Below are 24,034 nucleotides of genomic sequence, written 5' to 3' on the forward strand. Positions count from 1 at the left end.
ATGAGCCTGCTGTTCGCCGCGTTCGCGCTGTGCCGCGCGGTGAGCGCGGCGGCGATGGTGCTGCTGTTCGGGGCCGCGGCGATGCTGGCCCTGGCCGGGTCGCCGCGCCTGGCGCTGGAAGCGGAAACCGCCTTGCGCCGCACCCTGCGCGGCGCGGCGGCGATCGGGCTGGTGGCCACGCTGTGCCTGCTGCCGCTGCAGACCGTCAGCATCGCGGGTGACTGGGGCGCGCTGGGCAATGGCGACATGCTGGGCACGGTGGCGCTGCAAACCCGCTACGGCCAGGCGTGGATGCCGCGCGTGCTGGGCGCGCTGCTGGCGCTGGCGGTGGCGGTGGCCGTGCCGCCCGGCCGCCCCTGGGTGCTGGCCGGGGTGGCGGCGCTGGCCCTGGCGCCTTTGAGTTTCAGCGGCCATGCGGCCATGCACGAGGGCGGGCTGGGCGTAGCGCACGCGCTCAATGATTACCTGCATGGCCTGTCCGCGGCCTTCTGGCTGGGGTCATTGCCGGTGTTCCTGCTGTGGCTGGCAGCGTGGCGGCTTCCAGGCAGGCGCGCCGAGGCGGCGCGCGCGCTGCTGCGCTTTTCCACCTGGGGACACGTCGCCGTGGCGATGCTGCTGTCGACGGGTATCGGCAATGCGCTCTTGATCCTGGGCGCCGGCAGCGTGGACCCTGGCTCGGACTATCAACGCCTGCTGGCCGTGAAGATCGCGCTGGCGCTGGTCATGACGGGCCTGGCGGTGGTGAACCGCTACCGCTGGATTCCGCGTATCGGCACGCAGCGGGCGGATGCCTTGCAGGCCATTCACCGCAATACGATCGTGGAGCTGGTCCTGGGAGCGGCGGTGCTGACGGCCGTGGGCTTTCTGGGGCTGATGTCGCCGTTGTAGGACGCAGCGAGACGTCGCAGGGCTGCCGCCCTGCGGCTTGCCGCCGCGCGCTATCCGGCCAGCACCAGCAGCACGGCCAGCGCCAGCAAGATCGCAAAGGCGGCCAGCGCGCACGGCAGCAACTGCGCATAGACCGCGCGCTCCTGCCCCCGGCCATGGGCCAGGCCTGCCGCAATGGACATGCGTATCGGCGAGAAAAACCCCATCGAGGTGCCGGACACGTGCAGCAGCGCGGCGGCGGCGGGCACGCTCAGCCCGGCATGCAGCGCCAGCGACAGCTGCGACGGCATGAACAGGCTGTTCGGGGCGTTACCGCTGTTGGCCAGGATGCCGAAGGCGCCGGCCATGAGCGGCGTCATCAGCAAGGTCCAGTCCTGCATGGTGCGGAACAGACCGTCGGCGAAGGCCTGCGAGATGCCGGCGCCGGCCAGCACTTCGGCCATCATCGCGAACAGGAACACCGACATCACCGCGTGTTTTCCGGTGGTCCAGGCGTGGCGCGCGTTGGTGCCCAGCAGCCCGGGCTGGCGACGCACGGCTGCCATCAGCAGCGCGCCGCCGATGAGCCAACTGCCGGCGTGCAGGAACGGCGTCCAGCTCGGCAGGTCGGGGTAGGGGCTGAAACGGGCCAGGCCCGCCAGGCCCTGGTTCAGGCCGGGCGCAAGGCGGGTCGCGACCAGGCCGGCGATCAGCAGAATGTAGGGGAGCGCGCCGCGCGCGGCGTCTTGCATCTGGGCCCGGCCGGGGCGACGATCCAGCACGAAACGCAGCACGATCAGCGGACCGTAGGCGGCCAGCAGCGCGGTTTCCGGGCCGAGCAGGGCCGTAGCAGCGGCCAGCAGCGCCAGGCTGGCCAGCAGCCAGAGCGCTTCGCGTCCGCGCTCGGCGGCCGGGGCGGGCAGGCCTGCCCGGCGCGCGGTGAACCAGAACAGCGTCATCCAGACAATCATCAACAGGGCCACCGGCACCATGCCGTACAAGGCCAGTTGCGCCGGCGGCACGCGAGCATAGGCCGAGGCCAGCAGCGTGCCGCTGCCCATGGCGCCCCAGGGGATCAGCGTCTGGCTGAGCAGGGCGAACACCATCAGTTCACGCGGCTTGAAGCCGAGCGGCCGGATCAGCAGCACCGTGCCCAGCATGCCGACGCCAAAACCGGTAGCCGCTTCGGCGAACGGGCCGACCAGGAAGCAGGCGAAGAACAGCAGGCGGCGGCGCGCCAGTGTGTCGGCGGCAGCGGAATCGGAAGCCGGGTTGATGGCCGAAGCCGCTGGGCCGGTCTGCGGCGCCGCCGCGCCGTTGGCTGAATGCGCCGTGGGCGCTTGACCCGGCGCGCCGCGCGCGGCCATCTGCCAGAACAGCAAGCCGCCCAGGATGTAAGGCGTGATGATGCCGCCGATCCACAGCCCGCGCGCCAGCGCATGGCCGAGCGGGGCCGCGCCGAACGCGGCGGGCGCGGCGAACAGCGCCACCGGGATGGCGGCAAGCAGCCCCAGCACGGCGGCCAGGGTGGTGTTGAGACGGCCGCTGGCGATGGCGCCGATGACGATCAGCGCGGGCAGGGACCACAGCAGGTAGGTCATGGGATGAGGCGGGCCGTGGGCGCCGGTGCGCACCCGCCATGGGGCATGGGGAGGGAGAAGGGCGTCATGCCGCGCAAGCCTGGGCAAAGCCGCGCAGGACCTGCCGGGCGTGCGGGGTGGGCGCCAGCGCGGCGCGCAGGGCGGCCACGTCGTGGCCTTCGCGGACAAAGAGGTCCTGCCGGCGCGCCAGGCAGGCGTCCATGACGCCGGGTGTGAATTCGGGGTGGAACTGTACCGACAGCGCCTGCGGGCCGTAGCGCAGGATCTGGTGCGGATCGTGCGCGGATCCCGCCAGCACGACCGCCGACGCGGGTGGCTGCAGCACGGTTTGCTCGTGGGTCAGGTTGGCGGTGAAGCGGGCGGGCAAGCCAGCCAGCAGCGGATCGTGCGCCAGGGCCGGCAAGCCTTGCACCGTGTGCTGGCCGATTTCACGGCCGCGCGGGTGGTAGCCCACCACGCCGCCGAAGGCGTGAGCCATCAGCTGGTGGCCGTAGCAGATGCCCAGCAACGGCAGTTGCGCGTGCAGGGCGTGGCGCAGCCATTGGGCGGTGCGCTCGCTCCAGGGCTCGCGGTCGGTCACCATGGCCCAGGACCCCGTCAGCACGGCGCCTCGCAACTGGGCCGGGTCGGGCAGGGTGGGGCTATCGGCGGGATGGAGGACCGTCAACGGCACGTCGATGCCGGCCAGCGCGGCCATGACCCAGTCGCCCTGTTCGCCGTGCGTGGCGCGCAGGTCTTCGGGCGGGCGGCCCAGTTGCAGGATGGCCAGGGGTCTGTTTGTCATGGCGTGGCGGGACGGGAACGGCGGCCCGGTTGGGCCGAGCGCCATGATGCCCCCTGCACGCACATTCATCAATATGAAAAACAGCCTATCTGGTATGCGTGGCGTTGATATCGCCGCCAGATTCGTCCATGAGCCGTCCCGGTTGCCGTCGTGGCAAGCAACCGCTTGCCTACCAGCGGTACCCGATGTTGACCATGCCGCCATAGCCGCGCTGATTGTTGCTGCCGGCCTGGCCGAAGACGTGGCCAGAGACCTGCACGGCGCGGTTGACGCGGCCTTCGGCGCCCAGCTTCAGTTCGAGGGTATTGCGCGACAGGGCGGCATCCAGGGTGTTGGGCCCCATTTGCACCGACGGGTTGCCAAAGCCATGCAGCCAGTTGGCTTCCAGGAAGGGGCGCACCTTGGGTGCGTTGGCCGTGGCCTGCGGATACAGGCGCGCGCCGATGCGTGAGTTCCAGGCGTTGTCGCTGCCGCTGCGCAGGCGGGTGCCTTGCAGGGTGGCGTCCTGGGCGTCGTAGCGGCTGTAGACCAACTGGACGTGGGGTTCGATGATCACGGGGCCCAGGGCCGTGCCGTCGTCGAAGGGCTTGACGGCATAACCGGCTTCGACCGAGGCGCTCCAGACGCTGGAGCGGTAGCGGGTGGCACCCAGTTCGCTGTTGATCTGGTTGTGATAGCGGCCGTACTGCAGCCACGTGTCGGCGTAGGCGCCCAGGCGGGTGACGTCGTTTTGGTAGACCGTGCCGTAGATGCCTGCTGAGTAGCCAGAGACCTTGCCGCGGGCGTGAGTCTGCACGGTGGCCCCGTCGGGAAGCCGCAATGTCGAGGTGGCCGTGCTGCGGGCGTCACCATAACCGCCCATCAGGCCAGCGTAGACCGCGCCAGCCTGGCCGAGCGGCGCCTTGATCAGGTCGCCGCCCAGTTGCAGGATGGCGCTGTCGGTATCCATGGTGACGCGGCCTTGGGCCATGCGCAGGCCGCTGTCTTGCCGCCCTTCGACCCGCGTCCACAGGCCGCGGCCGGCGGTAGCCAGCTGGCGGCTGTCGGCGGACGCGTCGCTGCCGTCACCGCCCGTGACGTCGCCCGAATAGGCCACGGCGCCGCCCGTGCCAGCGGCCGCGTTGCGGTCGCGCAGGCTGTGGGAGAAAAAACGTGCGCTGGCCAGGCGATTGCCCAGGTACGCGCCGCTTTCGGGCGAGACGTTGCGGAACGCGGGCTTGGCGGACGGGTCGACGGGGACGACAAGATCAATGTCAATGGACGTGCCGGGACCGGGCGGGACAATGGCCGAATAGTCCGACGTCAGGTACCAATCAGGCGCTGCGCCGCCATTGCCGCCGCGCACCAGGCTGTATTCGTAGCCGTTCACGGCCAAGGTCCCGGCGCTGGCGCGGTAGCCCGTGGAGCCGGCGTCCAGGCGGAAGGCATCGGTGGCGGTCATGCCGCCATTGATGGTCTGGACGACGGGGATGCCATTGCCGGTCTGCGCGCCCGTGCCGCCGGCATTCAGGATGCGCAGGGAGGTCGTGCCGGACGTGGTGCCGCCGTCGATCACCAGCCGGTCGGTGCCCGCGGCGTCGTCGCCCAGCTGGGTGTTGAGCACCAGCGTGCCGCCGCCGACGTAGTTCGTGACCGTCAAGGTCTTGAAGCGCGCACCGCCCGAAGGCGCCATGAACGCGACCGTGCCGGCGTTGTTCAGCGTGGTCAGCCGGGAATCACCGCGCACGTTCCAGACGCTGCTGGCATCCAGCGACAGACCATTCGCAACGCCCGTGCCGGCTGCGGGCCGTGTCACCGCGCCGGTGAGCACCGAACCGTCTTTGAGGGCGACGTTGACCGTGCCGTCGTTGACCACGACGTCGCCGGTGAGCGTCGAGCGGGTAGCGTCCAGGGTGACCTGTCCGGTGGCAAGAGGCCCGCCGGTGCTGGCGTCAAGGCCGACATCGGCGCGCAGCAGCGTGCCGGTGTCGATGTCGCTCGCGGTGCGCCCGATAAGGGTGGAGTCCGAAACCACGAAGGTGTGGTTGCCGCCCTTGGCGACGATCCCGGCGCCGTCCCGGGTATCAACCAGGCTGCCGTTGGCCAGGTGGACGGTGTTGGTTGGTCCAGCTAGCGTCAGTTGACTTTCGATGCCGCTCCCCTGGACGCCTTGCACGCGAAGATGCGTGTTGTCCAAAGTGGCGCTGGCGCCGCCAGCGATCTGCAGACCGTGCGACTGCTGGCCGGTAGTTCGTATCTCGGTGTTGGTGGCGGACAGAGTGGTGGGCGTAGCGGTCAATCCAAAGCTATCCATACGCAGGCCGTGGGCAGCGTTGCCGGCGGTCGTGATGGTCACGCTTGTCAGCGTCACGTCACCGCCGCCAAGGGCCGTTGCGCCTGAACTGTAGCGGCCTTGCGTGGAAATGGTCACATCGTTGGCGGTAAGAACAGAACCACTGGTCTGGGCAGAAACGCCCGAGGCATTGTGGCTGGAGGTTTCGATGAACCCGCCGTCAATGTCCACGTGGCCGCCATTGATGGCAGTGGCGCCCGGGCCAGCGTCGTGCGAAGTGATCTGGCCATTGCGTACGATGACCCGGCTGTTGACACCGCTGGCGAGAATCGTACTGGAACCTGGGCCGCCCCCCCCAACGCTGTTGATGATGCTGTTGCTCAGCGTGATCAGTCCGCCATTCACCGCGCGCACGCTCCAGGAAAGGTCTGACGGGGACGCGCTGGTGTTGATGGTGATGTTGTTTCCCTGCACGGAATTGCCGGCCCCCCAAACTTCAATGGAGGCCGCCGGCATGGCCGGGTCGACATCAGTCGTGACCGTGTCGCCATCGTCCAGGATGATTTGAGTGGGGCCGGCGGGATTCTTGATCAGGATCTGCCCGCGTTCGGCGGCCAGCATCGCGGTGGGGATCGCGGCGGCGATCAGTCCCAACATGATGGGGGTGAGGGTGCTGCGCATTGGGGGCTCCTTGATTGAACTGGAGCTCGGTTATGCAACGCGCAGAAAATCCTGATCAGGAAAAGAAGGCATTTGGTGACGCATAAAGCGAGGTATCCAGCTGCCGGATAGGCTCGGGTGAATGCGTCATCTTGAAGGACTGAAAAGGGCGTGGGAATCAGAACATTCTAATAATTGAGCGGCGGACGTGATTGATGACCGGCGTGAGGCGGCTCCCGCCAGGCCGCCTGCGTGCTGGCCTACCAGCGGTACCCCAGATTCACCATGCCGCCATAGCCGCGCTGGTTGTTGCTGCCGGCCTGGCCGAAGACGTGGCCGGAGACCTGCACGGCGCGGTTGACGCGGCCTTCGGCGCCCAGCTTCAGTTCCAGGGTGTTGCGCGACAGGGCGGCATCCAGGGTGTTGGGCCCCATTTGCACCGACGGGTTGCCAAAGCCATGCAGCCAGTTGGCTTCCAGGAAGGGGCGCACCTTGGGTGCGTTGGCCGTGGCCTGCGGATACAGGCGGGCGCCGATGCGCGAGTTCCAGGCGTTGTCGCTGCCGCTGCCCAGGCGGGTGCCTTGCAGGGTGGCGTCCTGGGCGTCGTAGCGGCTGTAGACCAACTGGACGTGAGGTTCGATGATCACGGGGCCCAGGGCCGTGCCGTCGTCGAAGGGCTTGACGGCATAACCGGCTTCGACCGAGGCGCTCCAGACGCTGGAGCGGTAGCGGGTGGCACCCAGTTCACTGTTGATCTGGTTGTGATAGCGGCCGTATTGCAGCCACGTGTCGGCGTAGGCGCCCAGGCGGGTGACGTCGTTTTGGTAGACCGTGCCGTAGATGCCTGCTGAGTAGCCGGAGACCTTGCCGCGGGCGCGAGTCTGCACGGTGGCCCCGCCGGGAAGCCGCAATGTCGAGGTGGCCGCGCTGCGGGCATCGCCGTAGCCGCCCATCAGACCGGCATAGATCATGCCGGCTTGAGCCACGGGCGCCTGGATCAAGTCGCCGCCCAACTGCAGGATCGTGCTGTCCGTATTCGTGGCGACGTGGCCTTGGGCCATGCGCAGGCCGCTGTCTTGCCGCCCTTCGACCCGCGTCCACAGACGGCGGCCGGCGCGGATACCCGAGCCGTTGTCGGCGCTCTCGTCACCGCCGTCACCGCCCGTGCGCGAGGGGTCGTTCAGGCCCGACGCCGCAGTGCGGTCATGCATGCCGTGGGCCAGGAACCGGGCGCTGGCCAGGCGATTGCCCAGGTACGCGCCGCTTTCGGGCGAGACGTTGCGAGGGGCGGGCACGACGGGCTGCACGACGTCGGGCGGCGTATAACGCGAGGTCAGGTACCAACCGGATGCCGCCTCGTCGCGCACCAAGCTGTAGTCGTAGCCGTTCAAGGCGAGCGTGCCGGCGCTGGCCCGGTAGCCCGTGGAGCCGGCGTCCAGGTGAAAGGCGTCAGGGGCCGTGGTGCCGCCATTGACGGTTTGCACCAGGGAAATGCCCGCCAGGGTCTGGCCGCCGGCGCCGTCTGCATTGATCAGGCGCAGGCCCGTATTGCCCGTGGCGGCGCCGCCGTCGATCACGAGCCGGTCGGTGGCGGAGGCGTCGCCGCCCAGCCGCGTGTTCAGCACCAGCGTGCCGCCGCCGACATAGTCGCGGACGGTCAGGGTCTTGAAGCCCGCGGCCTCCGTGGGCGCCACGAACGCCACGGTGCCGGCGTTGGCGAGCGTGCCCAGCGTGGAGTCGCCGCGCACGTACCAGGCGCTGGAGGCATCCAGCGTCACGCCGCTGATGCGTGCGCCGGCGCGTTCGGTCATGGCGCCGGTCAGCGTGGACCCTTGGGCAAGGGCCAGGTCGATGGTGCCGTTGGCCGCCACCACGTCGCCCGTCAGCGCGCTGCGGCTGGCCTGCAGGCTGACGCGTCCGGTGTCGACGACAAGGGTGCTGGCGGGCCGGGTGACGGTCAGAGAGTCGGATCGCAGCAGGACGCCGCCGTCGAGACCGCCGCCCGCGCGTGCCGCGACATTGACGTCTGACAGCAGGAATCGATGGTTGCCGCCGGCAGCGGCCAGCGCCGCGCCGTCCTGCGTGCTGATCTGGCTGCCGTTGGCGAGGGTGACCGTATTGGGCTGGTCGGGGCTGGTCTGATAGCTCCAGATGCCCCGGCCGCGCGGGCCTGACGCCGTGAGCCGGGTGCTGTCCAGCACGATCTCGCCGCGATCTCCAATGACGGCCGCGCTGGCGCCGGCCCCTCGGGTCTGGATGGTATTGCCTTGCGACGACAAGCGGGCGCCCGCGGCGCTGACCTGCACGCCATGTGCGCCTTCACCGTGCGTCACGACGCTGCTGTTGCGCAGGTCGATGCGGGCGCCATCCAGCCGCGCCCACACGCCGGCCGCCGATTCGCCGCGGGTCTCGATCTGCAACTGGTCGCCCTGCAGGCCGGCGGCGGCGCCGTATTCGTGGGATACATACAGGCCGTGCGCGCCCCGGCCAAGCGTGCGGATCGTGCCCTGGGCCAGCCGGACCTGGCCGGCGCGGTTGTCCACGCCAACATGCGTCGAGGCGATGTCAAAGCGCGTGGCCGAGAACGCGGTGTTCGCGGCCGCGAGCCAGACGCCGGTGCCGCCCGGGCCTTGGGCAGCGATGGTCACGTTGTCCGCCGTGGCCGACGAGCCGGCCGCGTTCAGGTTGATGCCGTAGCCGAACATGCCGGTGCTGACCAAGGCGGCGTTGCGCAACACGGCGCTGGGCGCCCCCCCCATGCCCGCATCCAGCAGCAGCGCCGATTCACCGCCCGAGAGGCTGCCGCCCGTCATGTCCAGCCGCCCGCCGGCCAGGCGCGCGCCGTGCGTGGTGGCAAAGACTTCAGTGTTGGTCAAGCGCAGCAGGGCGTCGGCGCCCTGCGTGGTGACGCCGTTGGCATAGCCCCCGCCGGCAGAGATGCGGCCGCCTTCCAGGGTGATGGTTGCGCCCGCGCCGGCCGCTGCGCCGCTGGCATTGCTGCCTTGCGTGGTGATGAGGGCGTTCTTGCTGGTGATGGACGACCCTCGCCCCTCGGCCTGCAAGCCGGCGCTGTTATGGGCGCTGCTGGTGATCCGGACGCCCTGCAGGTCGATGCGCCCGCCGCTCGTGGCGTAGGCGCCGTGAGAGGCGTTGCCGCGCGTGGCAAGCTGCCCGCCGGTGGCGGTGATCACGCTGTCGGCGCCCGAGGCCGCCAGGGCGTGGGCGGATTGGCCGTTGCCCAGGGTCTGCACCGTGCTGTCGAACAGATGCACGGCGCCGCCTGCGCTCGCTGCCACGCCACGAGTGTGATTCTGGGTGCTTGAGCCCGCTGAGACGGTGATGCCATTGCCTTGCACCGAATTGCCGAAAACCGACACGTCAATTGCCGCGCCAGGGGCGTCAAAGGTGAACGTGTCGCCCTGGTTGAACTGCATGTGCGTCTTGCCGCCGGGGTCGGCGACGGCGACGCGGCCATGTTCAGCGGCCCAGGCGGGCGAGGCAAGGGTAGGCAACGTGGTCGCGAGCAGGCCGACCATGATGGGCTTGAGGGAGGGTTGCACGGAGGCTCCTGGCCCCCGTGTACAGACGTGTCCGTGCGTCAAACGCGCGCCTTGAACGGGCCGGGAGCGCGGATGACAGCGGAGAACGTTGGGGGGGCGGTTATGTCGAGGTGGTTTTCATGATGCAGACAAGGAGGGCGGGTTGATATTGGATAACTCTAAAAACGGAATTGGAAAATTCTGAAACGAACGCGTCGGGCTACCAGCGGTAGCCGGCGTTCAGCATGCCGCCGTAGCCGCGCTGGTTGTTGTTGCCAGCCTGGCCGAACACATGGCCCGAGACCTGCACGGCGCGGGTGACCTGTCCTTGGGCGCCCAGCTTCAGCTCCAGGGTGTTGCGCGCCAAGGCGGCCTCCACGGTGTGGGGTCCCATGGCGACTGACGGGCCGCCGAAACTGTGCAGCCAGTTGACATCCAGGAAGGGCCGCACGGCAGGCGCGTTGGGGGCAAGCCGCGGGTACAGGCGCACGCCGATACGCGAATTCCAGGCGTTGTCGCTGCCGCTACGCATGCGGGTGCCTTGCAGGGTGGCGTCCTGGGCGGCGTAGCGGCTGTACATCAGTTGCGCATGGGGTTCCAGCACCACCGGCCCCAGGGCCGAACCGGGTGCGAACGGCGCCAGGGCGTAGCCGGCTTCGAGCGAGGTGCCGAGCTGGTTGGAGTGATAGCGCGCCGACCCCAGTTCACTGGTGATCTGGTTGGCATGGCGCCCGTATTGCAGCCAGGCGTCAACGTAGGCGCCCATCTCGGTTGTACAGTCTTGGTAGGCCGTGCCGTACAGGCCGATCGAATAGCCGGACACCTTGCCGTCGGCACGGGCCTGGACAGTGGAGCCGCCCGCGTGCAGCAACGTGGCGTTGGCGCGAGTGCGGGCGCTGCCATAGCCAGCCATCAGGCCAGCGTACACGGCGCCTTGCGGCCCGAGCGACGCCGCGATGAGGTCGCCTCCCAGTTGCACGATGGCGCTGTCCGTGGCGATGTCGACCCGCCCCTGGGCCAGATGCAGGCCGGCGTCCTGGCGGCCTTCCACGCGGGTCCACAGACGGCGCTGCAGGCCGCTGCCGGCGGCGCCGTCTTGTGGGGGAGACGCCACACGGTCGCGCAGGCCATGGCTGAAGAAGCGGCTGCTGCCCAGCCGGTTGCCCAGGTAGGCGCCGCCTTCGGGCGAAATGTTCTGGAAAGGCAGTTTTACGGGCCGTAGCGCTTGAGCCGGCTTGGCGGCGGCAGTGGTCACGGCGGGAACAAGCGTTTCGGCAGGAATATCTTCGGCGGCCAGATACCACTGCGGCGAGCCGTTGCTGTCGTCTCGGAACAGGCTGTAGTCATAGCCGTACAGGGCGAGCGTACCGGTGGTGGCCCGGTAGCCGGTGGACCCCGGGTCAAGGCTGAAGGCGTCGGGCGAGGTGCTGCCGCCGTTGACGGTCTGCACCAGCGGGACGCTGGTACGCACGGCACCATCGGCACCATCGGCGGTATCGTGATTCAGCAGGCGCAGCGACGTGACGCCCGTTGCCGTGCCGCCATTGATGATCAGCCTGTCCCCGCCCGAGCCGTCGCCGCGCAGGCGGTTACCCAATACCAGCAGGCCGCCGCCTTGATACTGGTTGACGGTCAGGGTCTTGAAGCCGTCGTTGCCGGGCGGGCTGAACGCGATGGCGCCGGTATGGGTCAGTGTGCCTACGATTGAATTGCCGCGCACCAGCCAGGTGCTCGTGGCGTCCAGCGCCAGGGTATCGATGCGGCCGCTGCCGCTGGGCGTAACCGCCCCGACCAGCATGGCGCCGCGCGTCAGCGAAATGTCGATGGCGCCGTTGTCGGCCTGCACGTCGCCGACAAGCAGCGAATGCCGGGCATCGAGCAAAATCCGGCCGCTATCGGTGTCGGCCGACGCCCCGCTTATTCCCCTGGGCAGGCGTTCGCTGCGCAGCAGGACGCCTTGATCGACGTTGCCCCCCGACCGCGCGGTGATGGTGGAATCGCTGATATGAAACGCGTGGTCGCCGCCGGCGGCCAGCAGGCCGACGCCATCCTGGGTGCTGACCTGGCTGCTGTTGGCAATGGCGATGGCGTTGCCCAGGGCGGGGTTGCGTTGATAGCTCCAGATGCCTGGGCTGCCGCGCCCCTGGACGACGAGCTCGGAATGGTCGAGGGACACGATGGGGCCATTGGCGGCCACCAGCCCGGCCGCTTCCGCGCCAGTGGTGCTGACGCGCGTGCCGCGGGTCGTCAGCTGGGCACCCGTCTCGGAGGCCCTGATGCCGTGCGCAGCCTGGCCGCGGGTGGTAATGCGCACGTCCTGCAACGTGACTTCGGCGCCGCTTAGTCGGGCGACGGCGCCAATGGCCAGCACGCCACGGGTTTCGATATCAACCTGGGAGACGTTGAGGATGGAGAGATTACCCCTTCCGCTCGACGCGTACAGGCCATGAGCCTGGGCCCCCAGCGTGGTGATCGACCCGTTCGTGAGCTCAGCCTGGCCGCCCTGGGCGTCCACCCCAACCTGGCTGGAGGTGATAGTGAAGGCGCTGGCCGACAGGCGGCTGCCGACGCCCGTTAGCCAGATGCCGCTGCCTTGCGCGCCCAGGGCCGTGATGGTCACGTTGTCGACAACGGCTGACGTACCTGCAGCATTGATGTCCAGGCCATAGCCATGCGCGCCGGTAGCGGTCAGGGTGGCGTTGCGGATCAAGGCAGACGCGGGGGTGCGGGTGGAGGGCAGGGTGGGGGCGCCCAGCAGCACCGCCGAGGCGCCCGTCAGGCTGCCGCCGTATACCTCGAGCTTGCCGCCGAACAGGCGGGCCGCCATGTCGTCGGTAGCGTGCACGTGCGTGTCGGTCAGCACGACCCGCGAGCCGTCACCGTTGACGCTGACGCCGGGCGAGCCAAAGCCCGTGGAGATGTTGCTGCCGGTCAGGATGGCCTCTGCGCCCACCGAGGCCTGCACACCGGGGGCATTGGTCGATTGGGTGGAAATCGTCACGTTCGTGCCCGCGATGACCGTGCGCATGTGGTCGATATCCCTGACACCCTCGGCCCACAGGCCGGCAGAGCCCATCCCCGTCGTGGCGATCAAGGTATTCATCAGGGTGATGCGGCCGCCGTCCCGGGCAATGGCGCCGTAGGATGAATTCCCCCGCGTCTTGACCGTGCCGCCGTGCATCGAAATGCCGCTGCCGGACCCGTAGGGAACGTTCGTGCCGAGAACGGCCAGGGCGTGAGCGCTCTGGCCGTCGCCCTGCGTGATGACGGTGCTGTCCCTCAGGACGGCCACACCGCCGAGCCGCGTCAGTACGCCGATGGTGTTGCGGTACTGCGCGGATCCAGCGGTGACCAGGGCGCCAGCGCCTTGCACTATATTGCCGGGCTGGGACACGACAATGGCGGCGCCGGCGCCTGCGTAAGTGATGGTATCGCCGATGTTCAGGTTGATCGTACGGCCGCCGGGATAGGTCTCGTTGACGACCTGGCCACGCTCTGCTGCCAGTGCGATGGTGGGAACATACGGCAGGAAGGCCGCGAGCAAGCTTGCCATGACGGGATTCAAAGGAATGCGCATGCGGGGTTCCTTGCCCTTGGCCGTGGAACACCGATACCCGTCGAACAGGACGCAGCCAGATGACAGCGGCGTTGTTCTCGCGCACAGGAGCTTTGCCAGCCAGAGCGTAGACGTTGCAGGAAACCCCATGCTCCCGGGGCGAAGCGGCTGGCGGAATTAGAACATTCTCAAAATTGTGAGGTTTGCGGCAAGCATGCCTCAATCTAGGACGAATCACGCTAGCGCGACGTGGGATCGTGGCGCTGGCGTGGCGGTGAGGGACACCGGCGCCTGCGGCACGGCGCGATGCCCCGGCCGCGCCAGCCCCAGGTGCTGGCGCAGCGTATTGCCTTCATATTCCGTGCGAAACAGCCCACGGCGGCGTAATTCGGGCAGCGCCAGTTCAATGAAGTCGTCAAGCCCGCCCGGCAGCCACGGCGACATGATGTTGAAGCCGTCGGCGCCGTCTTCCTCGAACCATTGCTGCAACTGATCCGCCACGCTTTGCGGCGTGCCGACCACCTGCTGGTGGCCGCGGGCCCCGGCGATGCGCAGGTACAGCTGGCGGATCGTCAGGCCGTCCCGGCGGGCGAGGTCGATCAACAGTTGCTGGCGGCTCTTGCCGCCGTTGGTTTCGGGGATCTCGGGCAGCGGCCCGTCCACCGGGTAGCGCGACAGGTCGAAGCCGCCGATCATGTTGGACAGCAGTTGCACGCCGACCACGGGGTGGATCAGGTCCTGCAGGCGGGCGAACTTCTCTTCGGCTTCGGCCTGGGTGCGGCCGATGACGGGGAAGATGCCGGGCATGATCTTGATGCCGTCGGGATCGCGGCCATAGGCGCTGGCGCGGCCCTTGATGTCGCGGTAGAAGGCCTGGGCCTCGTCGAAGGTCTGGTGGGCCACGAAGATCACCTCGGCGGTGCGCGCGGCCAGGTCGCGGCCGGCGGGCGACGCGCCGGCCTGCACCACCACCGGCCGGCCTTGCGGCGAGCGCGACACGTTCAGCGGACCGCGTACCGAGAAATGTTCGCCACGGTGGTTCAGCGGGTGCAGCTTGTCCGGATCGAAGTACTGGCCGCTGGCCTTGTCGCGCAGAAAGGCGTCGTCTTCCCAGCTGTCCCACAGGCCCAGCACCACGTCGTGGAACTCGGCGGCGCGGGCGTAGCGGCGGGCGTGTTCGACGTGTTCGTCCAGGTTGAAATTCTGCGCTTCGCCCTGACCGCTGGACGTGACCAGGTTCCAGCCCGAGCGGCCGCCGCTGATGTGGTCCAGCGAGGCGAACTTGCGCGCCACGTGATAGGGCTCGTTGTAGGTGGTGGAGACGGTGGCGATCAGGCCGATCTTCTCGGTGACGGCGGCCAGCGCGGACAGCAGCGTCAGGGGCTCGAAATGGTCGCTGCGGGCGGTGCGCGACAGCGATGGCAGGTCGGTATTGCGCACGCCGACCGAGTCGGCCAGGAACACCGCGTCGAACTTGGCGGCCTCGGCGCGGCGGGCCAGGTCGGCGTAATGGCGGAAATTGACGGGTGCGTCGGCCTGGGCATCGGGGTGGCGCCAGGCGGCGATGTGGTGGCCGGTCTGCATCAGGAAGGCGCCGAGCTTGATCTGGCGCGAAGGGCGGGACATGGGGGGACTCCAGGCAAAGGGATAGGCGATCCGCGGACGCGGCGGCCAGGGATCGCGGGGTCGATACGTTTGGGGGCAGGCCGCCCCGGCGGTGCGGCCCGGGCGGCACTACCAGGCCATGCGCAGCGAGGCCAGGGATGGCAGCGCCGGCACGCCGGCATTGGCATCCACGCCCAGCGGCGGGCTGTCGTCGGCGGGGGCGCCGTCCGGTTCCAGGAAGTCGGACAGCACGTCGTCGCGCAGGCGGATGAAGCGCGGGTCGCTGCGGTTGCGGGCGTGCGGCAGCGGCACGTCCACAATGCGGCGGATGCGCCCAGGGCGCGGCTGCATGATCACCACCCGGTCGCCCAGGTAGACGGCTTCTTCCACGTCGTGAGTCACCAGGATCATGGTGATGCGTTCTTTCTGCCAGATGCGCTGCAGTTCGGTCTGCAGGCGGGCGCGGGTCAGCGCGTCCAGCGCGCCAAAGGGCTCGTCCAGCAGCAGCACGCGCGGCCGGTTGACCAGGCCGCGGGCGATGGCCACGCGTTGCGCCATGCCGCCCGAGATCTGGTGCGGATACGACTGCTCGAAGCCTTCCAGTCCGACCAGGGCGATGTGCTCGGCCACGCGGTCGCGCTTTTCCGAAGCCGGCAGGTTGGCGTTGCGCAGGCCCACGCCGATGTTCTGCGCCACGTTCAGCCAGGGGAACAGGCGATGGTCCTGGAACACGATGCCGCGTTCGGGGCTGGTGCCGCGTACCGGCTGGCCGCCCAGGGTGATGGCGCCTTCGTAGCTGTCGTCCAGCCCCAGGATCAGGCGCAGCAGGGTGGATTTGCCGCAGCCGCTGGCGCCCACGATGGATACGAATTGCCCGGCCGGGATGGCCAGGTCCACGCCCGTCAGCACTTGCAGCACGCCGCCTTCGGCCTGCGCGCTGGGGTAGCGCTTGCCGACGGATTGCAGTTCGAGGTCCAGCGAATTGTCTTGAGCCATGCTTGAGGTTTCCCGCGGGTTATTGGTCCTGGCCGCGCAAGCGCGCAAGCCGGCGCTCGGCCAGGCGGGCCAGGGCATTCATGAGCCAGCCGACCAGGCCCACCACGAACATGCCGAAGATCACCAGGTCCATCTGGAAGTGTTCGCTGCCTTCGATCAGCAGGTTGCCGATGCCCACGCCCGCCACCAGCAGGTATTCGGCGCCGATGGTGGCCAGCCAGGAATAGACCAGCGCCAGGTAGACGCCGGTGAAGATGGCGGGCGCGGCGGCCGGCAGCACGACCTGGCTGAAGGTCTGCCAGCGGCTGTACTGGTAGACGCGCGCCACTTCCAGCAGCTTGGCCGGCGCGTTGCGCACGCCGTCGCAGGTATTGACCACCACCGGCACCAGGGCGGCCAGCGACAGGAACACCACCTTGGCGGTGTCGCCCAGCCCGAACCACACCGAGATCAGCGGAATCCAGGCGAACAGGGAAATCTGCTTGAAGGTGTTGAAGCTGGGGCCGACCAGGCGGTTGAACGCGGGGGACAGCCCCAGCAACACGCCCAGGATCAGGCCCGACACGGTGCCGATGGCAAAGCCGGTGAGTTCGCGGCCCAGGCTGGCGCCCAGGGCGCGCCACAGCTTGCCGCCCAGGATCTGGTCGACGGCGGTGGCCAGTACTTTCTCGGGCGATACGAGCAGCGCGGAATTGACCAGGTCGGCGCGCGCCGCCAGCCACCACAGCACGATGGCGGCCACTGGCAGCACCAACCCGCGCCAGCGGCCGGCGCCGCGCACGGCCAGGGGTTGGGACACGGCCAGCTCGGCGGCGTCGCGGGACGACGCGGGGGACAGGGATGCGCTCATGGACGGGCCTCCGCAGGGACAAGACGCGCCGCGCGGCGGCCGTGGATCAGCCGCGTTTCGGCCCAGTCCAGGAAGCGGTCGATGGCGTAGCCGATGGCGCCCACCACGATGACCGCTGCCATCACCAGGTCCAGCTGGAACAGCTGGCGGCCGTAGACGATCAGGTAGCCCAGGCCTTCGCTGGACGCCACCAGTTCCACCACCACCAGCGACAGCCAGGCCTTGGTGAAGCCCAAACGCAGGCCGGTGAACAGGGTCGGCAGGGCCAGCGGCAGCACGATTTCCAGCACTTCCTGGCGGCGGCTGTAGCCGTAGACGCTGCCCACTTCGCGCAGCGCCGGGCTGGCCTGGCGAAAGCCTTGCAGCGTGTTCAGCGTGACCGGCACCAGCGCGGCCTTGGCAATCAGGATGTACTTCAGGGGCTCGCCGATGCCCACGATCAGCAGCACGAAGGGCAGCCAGGCCAGCACCGGAATCTGCACCAGCGCATTGAAGGTGGGCAGCACGTAGGCTTCCAGCCGGCGCGACAGGCCCATGGCGGTGCCCAGCAGCAGGCCCAGCACGCTGCCCAGGGCAAAGCCCACCAGCACGCGTTGCAGGCTGGCGCGGGTGTTCAGCCACAGGTCTCCGCTGGTGGCCAGGTCGCGCAGGGTGTCCCAGACGTAGGCGGGCGGGGGCAGCACCTGCGGCGAGATCCAGCCCTGGCTGGCGCCGGTCTGCCACAACACGATCAGGGTCAGGGGCAGCAGCCAGGGCGCGGCGGTCCAGGCGGCCTGGCGAGCCCAGGCCGGCCAGGTGATGGCGCCCAGCGGCGTCGCGCCGGAGAGGGTAGTGGGGGACATGGCGGCGCCCCGGGTCAGCGCGCGGCGGCCTGGCTGGCGCCTGCGACCGTGGCGGTGGTGGATGTGGCGCCAGTGAGAGCGGCAGCGGAGGGGGCGGCGGCAACAGGCTTGGCGTCGACGGACTTTGCCGCGGCCGCATTGCCCGCCGCGGGCTTGCCGCTGGCATCGAATGCCGTCCAGTACTTCTCCAGCCCCTGCGCCTTCAGCGCGTTCTGCAAATAGCGCGGATCGAACCAGCCATCCAGCGAGACGTCGCGGCGGATCAGTTTCAGCTTGACCGCATCGGCCACCACCGCCTTGTAGCGGGCGATGATGAAGTCATCGATCAGGGGCGAATTGCGCGAGGCCAGGTCCTGCTTGTCGAACTCGGCCGCCCAGGACGCATAGGGCACGCCACTCTTTTCCCAGATTTTGAAGAGCGCGTCGCGGTTCTTTTCATCGGACGACCACTGCGCGGCGCGCACGAATACGTCGACCACCTTCTGCACCTGGGCCGGGTTGTCGCGTTCGAAATCCTCGCGTACCAGCAGCGACGCCTGGCGGGTGTAGGCGGGGTCCTGTCCCTGGGTGCTGTAGATGACCTTGGCCAGGCCCTGGTCACGCACCTTGAACCATTCGTAGCCGCCAAAGGCCGCGTCCACGCCGTTGGACACCAGCGCGGCCTGGGCGCTGCCGGCATCCAGGTTCACGCCCTTGATATCGCGTTCGGCCAGGCCGTGGGCCGCCAGCACGTTGATGGCGACGAGATGGCCGTTGGTGCCGCGAAAGATCGAGACCTTGCGATCCTTCAGGTCTTCGATGGATTTCAGCGGCGAATTGGGCGGGGCCACCAGGTACAGGTTGTTGCGCGCGCCGCTGACCAAGAGCAGCTTGGTCTTCAGTCCATTGGCGCGGCCCACCACCTGGGGCAGGTCGCCCTGGTAGGCAAAGTCGATCTGCTTGTTGGACAAGGCTTCGTTGACGGCGGGACCGGCGCCCTTGAAGAACAGCCATTCGACCTTGACGCCGTCGGCGGCGAAGGCCTGTTCCAGCCATTGGTTCACGCGCACCACGCCGCCCGGCGAGCCGCCCCAGGTGATCGGGTCGCCGCCGCCCGCGGTGGCCACGCCCACGCGGATGACGTCGGCGGCGTGCGCAGCGGCATGCGCAGCGGTGTGCGCGGCGCCGCCGAACAAGGCGCTGGCGGCCAGCGCCAGGCGGAACAATTTCAAGCGAATCAATGACTTCATGGGTAGAGGCTCTTGTCGGGAAGGTGGATCAGGCGGCGCGGGCGACGGGGTTGGCCAGCTTGCGTTCGATGGCGGTGCCGCGGAAGAAGTCCGGGTTGGCCTGGGTGTAGAAGCGGTAGGGGTTGCCGAACACCAGCGCCTTGAAGTCCTGCGCGCTGATGACGCCTTGCTCGACCAGGTCCCAGCTTTCGGCCAGGGGTTCGGTCAGGTCGGGCACGTCCCAGTGGCCGATATCCGACGACCAGATGGCGTTGATCCTGGCGCCCAGCGGGTTGACCTTGTCGTTGAAGGCGGCGGCCACCGTGCGGTCATCGGCTTCCGAGCCGAAGTAGAAGCTGTCGACCCAGCGGGTGCGGATGTCTTCGGCGGACTCGATGCCGGCGGCGGCAAAGTCGTCCAGTTCGTCGGGGTGCGGGTCGCGGCTGTGCGGCAGCGCCGAGATACCCAGGCTGTCGCGCAGCAGTTGCTGCGGGTCGATGTCGCGGCCTTTGATGAAATCGGCGCCGTAGCGCTGGAACAGCTCGTGCAGCAGCGCCACGTCGGCGTTGGCGGGGTTGTAGTTCTGCACCGCGTGGCGGTTGCGCTTTTCCCAGCGGTCCACCAGGTGGGTGTAGACGTGCGAGCCCCAGTCCGCGCCGCCTTCCAGCAGCGCCACCCGCAGGTTCGGAAAACGCCGCGTCACCCCGCCAAAGAACAGCGCCTTGGCAAAGGCCTGCGAGCCATCGGCAAAGTGGCCGATGTGATTGAACATGTAGTTGCTGATCGAATGGCGCCCGGTCCAGCCCTGGCTGCCGTAGTGCGTGGTGACGGGCACGCCCAGCTCGACCACCTTGGCCCAGAACGGGTCGTAGTCGTATTCGCTGTCGATGCCGTAGAAGTCGATATAGCTGGCGTGTTTGGCAACTTCAGGGTGGTCGGCGGCCGGGTACTTGTCGGCCACCGCCTTGATCGGGCGCTTCACGCCGCCGGCGATGTTGATGACCTTCAGCCCCAGCGTCTTGACCGCGAATTCCAGTTCTTCGATGCCTTCCTGCGGGGTGTTCAGGGGAATGCCCGCCACCGGGGTCAGGCGGTCGCTGTACTTGCGGTACTGGTCGGCGTGGAAGTGGTTGATGGCGCGGTGCAGCGGCTGGCGGAACTCGTTACCCGCGGCCAGGGGCGCCAGCACGTCATTGGGAAACAGCACGGAGTAGTCGGCGCCTTGCTCGGCCAGCCGTTCGTTCAGCAGCTCGGGCAGCGTGTAGGTGGCCAGGTCCAGCGTGTTGCGCGTGACCCGCGCCCACCAGGGCGAACGCAGCGTGCGGTGGTGCTGGCGTTCCGCCGGGGTCTGCTGGTACCAGTCCTTGCCGCCGCTCCTGGTCGCGAAGCGCGAACCCAGCGCCTTGCGCAGCGCGTCGACCAGCTTGCCGCCGCCGTAGTGCTGCACGTAGTCTTCCAGCACGGGCGCATAGTCGTTGACATGCACGTCGGTGTCGATCACCGGGTAGTCCAGGGTGGCCTTGACGGCGGCGGACCGTGACGCTTGGCTGGGCTTCAAAGGCTGGTTCATGCTGGCGCGCTCCGTAGGGTGGGTGCAGGGCGCCAGAGGAAATCCCCTGGCTGTCGGCACACCTTACGGGAGGCGCGGGCAACGCCAAACGATGCTTTTGTTCTTTATTTGTGCGGCATTTTCAAATAACCGGCCGCCCCAGGCCCGGCGTGAATGGCCGGGCCAGGGGGGCCGCGAGCGGGGCTGCCGCTACTGCTGGCGTGCGGTCAGCACGTGCCGCAGCACATGCGTGGCCGCCGCTACCGGTACCGACATATGCGTCTCATCGGGCAGTTCCACATAGACCGTGGCCAGCCCTTGCGGCGCCAGCGCCACGTCCAGCCGGCGGGCCAGGGAACGCGCCTCGTGCACCGTCTGCGCGGTTTCCGCGCCACCCGCCATCAGCAGCAGGCGGCTGCGGCGCAGGTCTGCCTTGCCCGCCTGGGCCTGGCGCACGAAGACGCTTTCGCGGTCCAGCAGGTAGTGGTCCTGCCACCACAGCGACGGGCTGATGGCCACGATCTGGTTGAACAGGTCCGGCCGGGTGTACAGCACGTTCAGCGCATACATGCCGCCAAAGGAATGGCCGGCCAGCGTCAGGCGCCGCTCGTCCACCGGGTAGCGGCGGGCGATCTCCGGTAACAGCGTGCCTTCCAGGAATGCCAGCAGGGCCTGTTCGCCGCCCAGCGGCGGGGGATAGCCGTTGACGCGCGGCAGCGGCTTGCCGGGCGGTTCCGGCGGCGAAAAATCGTACGAACGCCGCAGGAAATCAAAGGGCAGGTCGGTGGGGTAGCCCACCGCCACCACGATCGCGCTGCCGGCCAGGTCCTGCTGCAGCCGCACCGCGTCGTAATAGGCGCCGAACACGGCATTGCCGTCCAGCAGGTAGATGACCGGACGCTTGCCGCTTGCCGGCGGCTTGCCGCGGGGCTCGACCACCTGGATACGGTAGGCGCGGTCGGGCTGGCCGGGCGGATGCAGGTCGAACTGCACGGTGCCGGGCAGGGTGGCGCGGGTGTCGGGTAAGGCCTGGGCGGCGGGCGCTTTGGCCGTGGCGGTGGCCGTCAGGGGCTGCTGCCCGATAGCCAGCCCCGACGCTGACAGCGCCAGCATCGCCGACAGCGCGGCCAGGGCGACGCGCCGGGCAGCGCCTGGCGTCTGGCGCATCGCCGCGCGTGTCTGGGTCATGCGCGGCCTCACCATTTGTAGCGCACCTGTCCGACGATCTGGCGTCCCTGGCCCAGGTAGCAGTAGCCGTCGCTGCACGTCTGCACTTCCTTGTTGGCCAGGTTCTGCACGCTGATGCTGGCCTGCCAGCCCTTGAGCGCGGGGTGGGCATAGCCGGGTTCGTAGCTCAGGGACACGTCGAACAGCGTCGCGGCCGGGTTGCGCATGACGTTGAGCGAATCGCCATAGCTGGTGCCGATATAGCGCGCCCCGGCGCCCAGTCCCACGCCGGCCAGCGGCCCTTGCGGCAGGCGGTAGTCCAGCCACAGGCTGGCCATGTGGCGCGGCTGGTAGGACGGCACCTTGCCGACCTCGGCGGGGTTGTTGCTCTGGGTGACCTTGCCCACGTTGTAGCTGTAGCTGGCCACCAGCTGCAGGCCGCGGTCCAGTTCGGCCAGGCCTTCCAGTTCGATACCGGTAGACCGCAGGTTGCCCGCCAGTTCGGAATAGGGCGTGGCGGGCACGACGCGGGCGGCGTCTTTTTCCTCGATACGGTAGGCCGCCAGGGTGATGTAGCTGTGCGAGCCATCGGGCTGGTACTTGATGCCGGCCTCGACTTGCGAGCCGCGGGTGGGGCCCAGCACTTTGCCGGTCTTGTCGATGGCGGTGTTGGGGGTGAACGACGTGGAATAGCTGGCATACGGCGCCAGGCCGTTGTCGGCGAGGTAGAGGGCGCCTGCCTGCCAGGTAAAGGCCTTGTCGGTCTTGGCCTGGGCCGGCGCCTGGGTCAGCAGGTTGCGGTTGTCCTGCCTGGCGATGTCGTAGCGCCCGCCCAAGGACAGCCGCCAGTTGCCCAGCTTGACCTGGTCGGCCAGGTAGGTGCCGTACTGTGAATTGCGTTGCAGCACCGACACCATGTTCATGGGCGGCGTGGGGCCGGGCACGTAGCCGTATTGGGGATTGTCCAGATTCAACGACGGGTAGCCCGACGCCAGGTAGCCCACGCCCTGGTCCCATTTCAGCCACTGGTAGTCGAAACCGGCCAGCAGGCTGTGCGCGGCCGCGCCGGTATTGAAGCGGAAGGTGGCGTTGTTATCCACGGAAAGGGTCTCGACCGTGCTTTCCACGCCCCAGGCGCTGCGGGTCAACAGGCGTGTGCCGGGTTCCAGCGCGCCGCCGCTCAGGTAGCGGGCATCGAGCGAGATATGGCCGTAGCGCAACTGCTGCTTCAGCGTCACGTCCTGGCCCAGGCGGTGTTCCAGCTCGTAGCCGGCCTGGTATTGGGTCTGGCGCTGGTGGTCATAGCGCGGATCGCTGACGCGGATGTGGGTCACCTTGCCGTTTTCCACGTAGTTGCCGACGTTGGCGTCGGTCTCGTCCTTCATGTATTGGCCCAGCAGCGTCAGGGTGGTGTCTTCGCCCAGACGGAATTCGAACGACGGCGCGAACAGGTCGCGATCGTCGGCGATCATGCGGTCGGTGTCGCCCCGGCGCAGCAGGCCGACCACGCGGAACTTCGCCGAGCCGGACTCGTTCATGTTGTCGCCGATGTCAAAGGCGGCCTGCTTGCGGTCGTGGGTGGCGCCCAGCAGCACGATTTCATGAATGGGGTCGGGGCCGGGCCGCTTCGAGATCCGGTTCACCACGCCGCCGGGCGTGCCCTGGCCATACAGCACCGACATGGGGCCCTTGACGATGTCGATGCGCTCCAGCGCATAGGGCTCGGTGCGGAAATAGGCATAGGAACCCGGCGTCTGGCGCAGGCCGTCCAGGTAGTCGCCGGTGGTGTTGACCGGAAAGCCGCGGATCGTGATCTGGTCAAAGCGCGGGTCAAAGCCCGCGCTGCCCGTGCCCACGCCCGCGGCATAGCGCACCGCCTCGGGCATCGACGTCACGCCGCGCGCATCCATCTGTTCGCGCGTCACCACGCTCACCGAGCGCGCCGTTTCCATCAGCGAGGCGTCGGTCTTGGTGGCGCTGCTGCTGGTCTGCGCCACGAAACCGTCGACGCCGGCCGATGCGCCGACCACTGCGATCGGCGCCAGCGTGGCCGGGCCCGTGGCTTGGGGTTCCAGCACGTACTGGCCGTCGCGGGTGCGCGTGGCAGTCAGGCCGGAGCCGGCCAGCAGGGCAGCCAGCGCTTCGGGCACCGTGTAGCGGCCGGACAGGCCGGGGCTGGACTTGCCCTGGGTCAACGGCATGGCGCCGCTGAGCGGAATGCCCGCCATCTGGCCAAAGGTGTTCAGGGCCTGGGTCAGCGGACCGGCGGGAATCTGATAGCTGCGGCGGCCGTCGGCGGGGGCCGTCTGGGCATGGGCAGGCATTGGCGCCGTGGGCAACAGCGCGGTCAGCGTCAGGCCGGCGGCCAGGAGCCAGGGGCGCATCGTCCGGGCGGTGGGCAGGGGCGCAACAGGGGCGGCAGGCAAAGCGTGGGGCAAATCGAAAGGCAAATCGACGGGCAGATCGTGCGGGCGTTTCATCGTGGTTCCGTAAGCGTGCGTCAGGCGGGCTGGGGCGCCAGGTATGGCAGCCCCGCAT

The 24,034-nt window shown here is 68.7% G+C and carries 14 protein-coding genes; 1 reads left to right on the forward strand and 13 read right to left on the reverse strand.

Going from position 1 to position 24,034, the window contains the following annotated elements; all coding sequences use genetic code 11:
* Complete coding sequence (gene copD, locus AC3WMR_RS11470; protein ID WP_492263192.1) at positions 1-888, forward strand: copper homeostasis membrane protein CopD; 888 nt, start codon at positions 1-3, stop codon at positions 886-888.
* 50 nt (positions 889-938) lie between these two features.
* Here copD and AC3WMR_RS11475 read toward each other — a convergent pair whose 3' ends face one another.
* From AC3WMR_RS11475 to AC3WMR_RS11535, 13 genes are all read right to left on the reverse strand, one after another.
* Positions 939-2,468 carry a hypothetical protein gene (locus AC3WMR_RS11475; RefSeq protein ID WP_492263193.1) on the reverse strand — a complete coding sequence of 510 codons (1,530 nt, stop codon included), beginning with the start codon at positions 2,466-2,468 and terminating at the stop codon, positions 939-941.
* A gap of 64 nt (positions 2,469-2,532) precedes the next feature.
* Positions 2,533-3,252: a glutamine amidotransferase gene (locus AC3WMR_RS11480; protein ID WP_492263194.1), complete on the reverse strand. Its 720-nt coding sequence runs from the start codon at positions 3,250-3,252 to the stop codon at positions 2,533-2,535.
* A 169-nt stretch (positions 3,253-3,421) separates the two neighbouring features.
* Entirely contained in the window at positions 3,422-6,205 is a 2,784-nt protein-coding gene (locus AC3WMR_RS11485) for an autotransporter family protein (RefSeq protein ID WP_492263195.1), read from the reverse strand.
* Positions 6,206-6,444: 239 nt separating this feature from the next.
* Positions 6,445-9,744: an autotransporter family protein gene (locus tag AC3WMR_RS11490; RefSeq protein WP_492263196.1), complete on the reverse strand. Its 3,300-nt coding sequence runs from the start codon at positions 9,742-9,744 to the stop codon at positions 6,445-6,447.
* A gap of 199 nt (positions 9,745-9,943) precedes the next feature.
* The gene (locus AC3WMR_RS11495) at positions 9,944-13,300 is read right to left on the reverse strand and encodes an autotransporter family protein (RefSeq protein ID WP_492263197.1); all 3,357 of its coding nucleotides are present in this window, start codon (positions 13,298-13,300) and stop codon (positions 9,944-9,946) included.
* A 213-nt stretch (positions 13,301-13,513) separates the two neighbouring features.
* Positions 13,514-14,905: an LLM class flavin-dependent oxidoreductase gene (locus tag AC3WMR_RS11500; RefSeq protein ID WP_492263198.1), complete on the reverse strand. Its 1,392-nt coding sequence runs from the start codon at positions 14,903-14,905 to the stop codon at positions 13,514-13,516.
* A 108-nt stretch (positions 14,906-15,013) separates the two neighbouring features.
* Positions 15,014-15,880, reverse strand: a complete 867-nt coding sequence (locus AC3WMR_RS11505; RefSeq protein WP_492263199.1) for an ABC transporter ATP-binding protein — start codon at positions 15,878-15,880, stop codon at positions 15,014-15,016.
* 19 nt (positions 15,881-15,899) lie between these two features.
* Positions 15,900-16,730, reverse strand: a complete 831-nt coding sequence (locus AC3WMR_RS11510; protein WP_492263200.1) for an ABC transporter permease — start codon at positions 16,728-16,730, stop codon at positions 15,900-15,902.
* Entirely contained in the window at positions 16,727-17,572 is an 846-nt protein-coding gene (locus tag AC3WMR_RS11515; protein ID WP_492263201.1) for an ABC transporter permease, read from the reverse strand. The genes AC3WMR_RS11510 and AC3WMR_RS11515 overlap by 4 nt, the downstream gene beginning before the upstream one ends.
* Positions 17,573-17,586: 14 nt before the next feature.
* Positions 17,587-18,801 carry an ABC transporter substrate-binding protein gene (locus tag AC3WMR_RS11520; RefSeq protein WP_492263202.1) on the reverse strand — a complete coding sequence of 405 codons (1,215 nt, stop codon included), beginning with the start codon at positions 18,799-18,801 and terminating at the stop codon, positions 17,587-17,589.
* A 28-nt stretch (positions 18,802-18,829) separates the two neighbouring features.
* Positions 18,830-20,350 (reverse strand): amidohydrolase family protein, encoded by a 1,521-nt coding sequence (locus tag AC3WMR_RS11525; protein ID WP_492263203.1) that lies wholly within the window; start codon positions 20,348-20,350, stop codon positions 18,830-18,832.
* A 189-nt stretch (positions 20,351-20,539) separates the two neighbouring features.
* The gene (locus AC3WMR_RS11530) at positions 20,540-21,517 is read right to left on the reverse strand and encodes an alpha/beta hydrolase (protein WP_492263204.1); all 978 of its coding nucleotides are present in this window, start codon (positions 21,515-21,517) and stop codon (positions 20,540-20,542) included.
* Positions 21,518-21,525: 8 nt separating this feature from the next.
* Positions 21,526-23,976 (reverse strand): TonB-dependent siderophore receptor, encoded by a 2,451-nt coding sequence (locus AC3WMR_RS11535; protein WP_492281569.1) that lies wholly within the window; start codon positions 23,974-23,976, stop codon positions 21,526-21,528.
* Positions 23,977-24,034 lie beyond the last annotated feature (58 nt).

Source organism: Achromobacter sp. FW305-C-28 (assembly GCF_058783235.1).

Bases quoted from the DNA above. Each gene is read 5' to 3' on its own strand.
- copD (WP_492263192.1), top strand. From the start codon at position 1: ATGAGCCTGCTGTTCGCCGCGTTCGCGCTGTGCCGCGCGGTGAGCGCG.
- AC3WMR_RS11475 (WP_492263193.1), bottom strand. From the start codon at position 2,468: ATGACCTACCTGCTGTGGTCCCTGCCCGCGCTGATCGTCATCGGCGCC.
- AC3WMR_RS11480 (WP_492263194.1), bottom strand. From the start codon at position 3,252: ATGACAAACAGACCCCTGGCCATCCTGCAACTGGGCCGCCCGCCCGAA.
- AC3WMR_RS11485 (WP_492263195.1), bottom strand. From the start codon at position 6,205: ATGCGCAGCACCCTCACCCCCATCATGTTGGGACTGATCGCCGCCGCG.
- AC3WMR_RS11495 (WP_492263197.1), bottom strand. From the start codon at position 13,300: ATGCGCATTCCTTTGAATCCCGTCATGGCAAGCTTGCTCGCGGCCTTC.
- AC3WMR_RS11500 (WP_492263198.1), bottom strand. From the start codon at position 14,905: ATGTCCCGCCCTTCGCGCCAGATCAAGCTCGGCGCCTTCCTGATGCAG.
- AC3WMR_RS11505 (WP_492263199.1), bottom strand. From the start codon at position 15,880: ATGGCTCAAGACAATTCGCTGGACCTCGAACTGCAATCCGTCGGCAAG.
- AC3WMR_RS11510 (WP_492263200.1), bottom strand. From the start codon at position 16,730: ATGAGCGCATCCCTGTCCCCCGCGTCGTCCCGCGACGCCGCCGAGCTG.
- AC3WMR_RS11515 (WP_492263201.1), bottom strand. From the start codon at position 17,572: ATGTCCCCCACTACCCTCTCCGGCGCGACGCCGCTGGGCGCCATCACC.
- AC3WMR_RS11520 (WP_492263202.1), bottom strand. From the start codon at position 18,801: ATGAAGTCATTGATTCGCTTGAAATTGTTCCGCCTGGCGCTGGCCGCC.
- AC3WMR_RS11525 (WP_492263203.1), bottom strand. From the start codon at position 20,350: ATGAACCAGCCTTTGAAGCCCAGCCAAGCGTCACGGTCCGCCGCCGTC.
- AC3WMR_RS11530 (WP_492263204.1), bottom strand. From the start codon at position 21,517: ATGACCCAGACACGCGCGGCGATGCGCCAGACGCCAGGCGCTGCCCGG.
- AC3WMR_RS11535 (WP_492281569.1), bottom strand. From the start codon at position 23,976: ATGAAACGCCCGCACGATCTGCCCGTCGATTTGCCTTTCGATTTGCCC.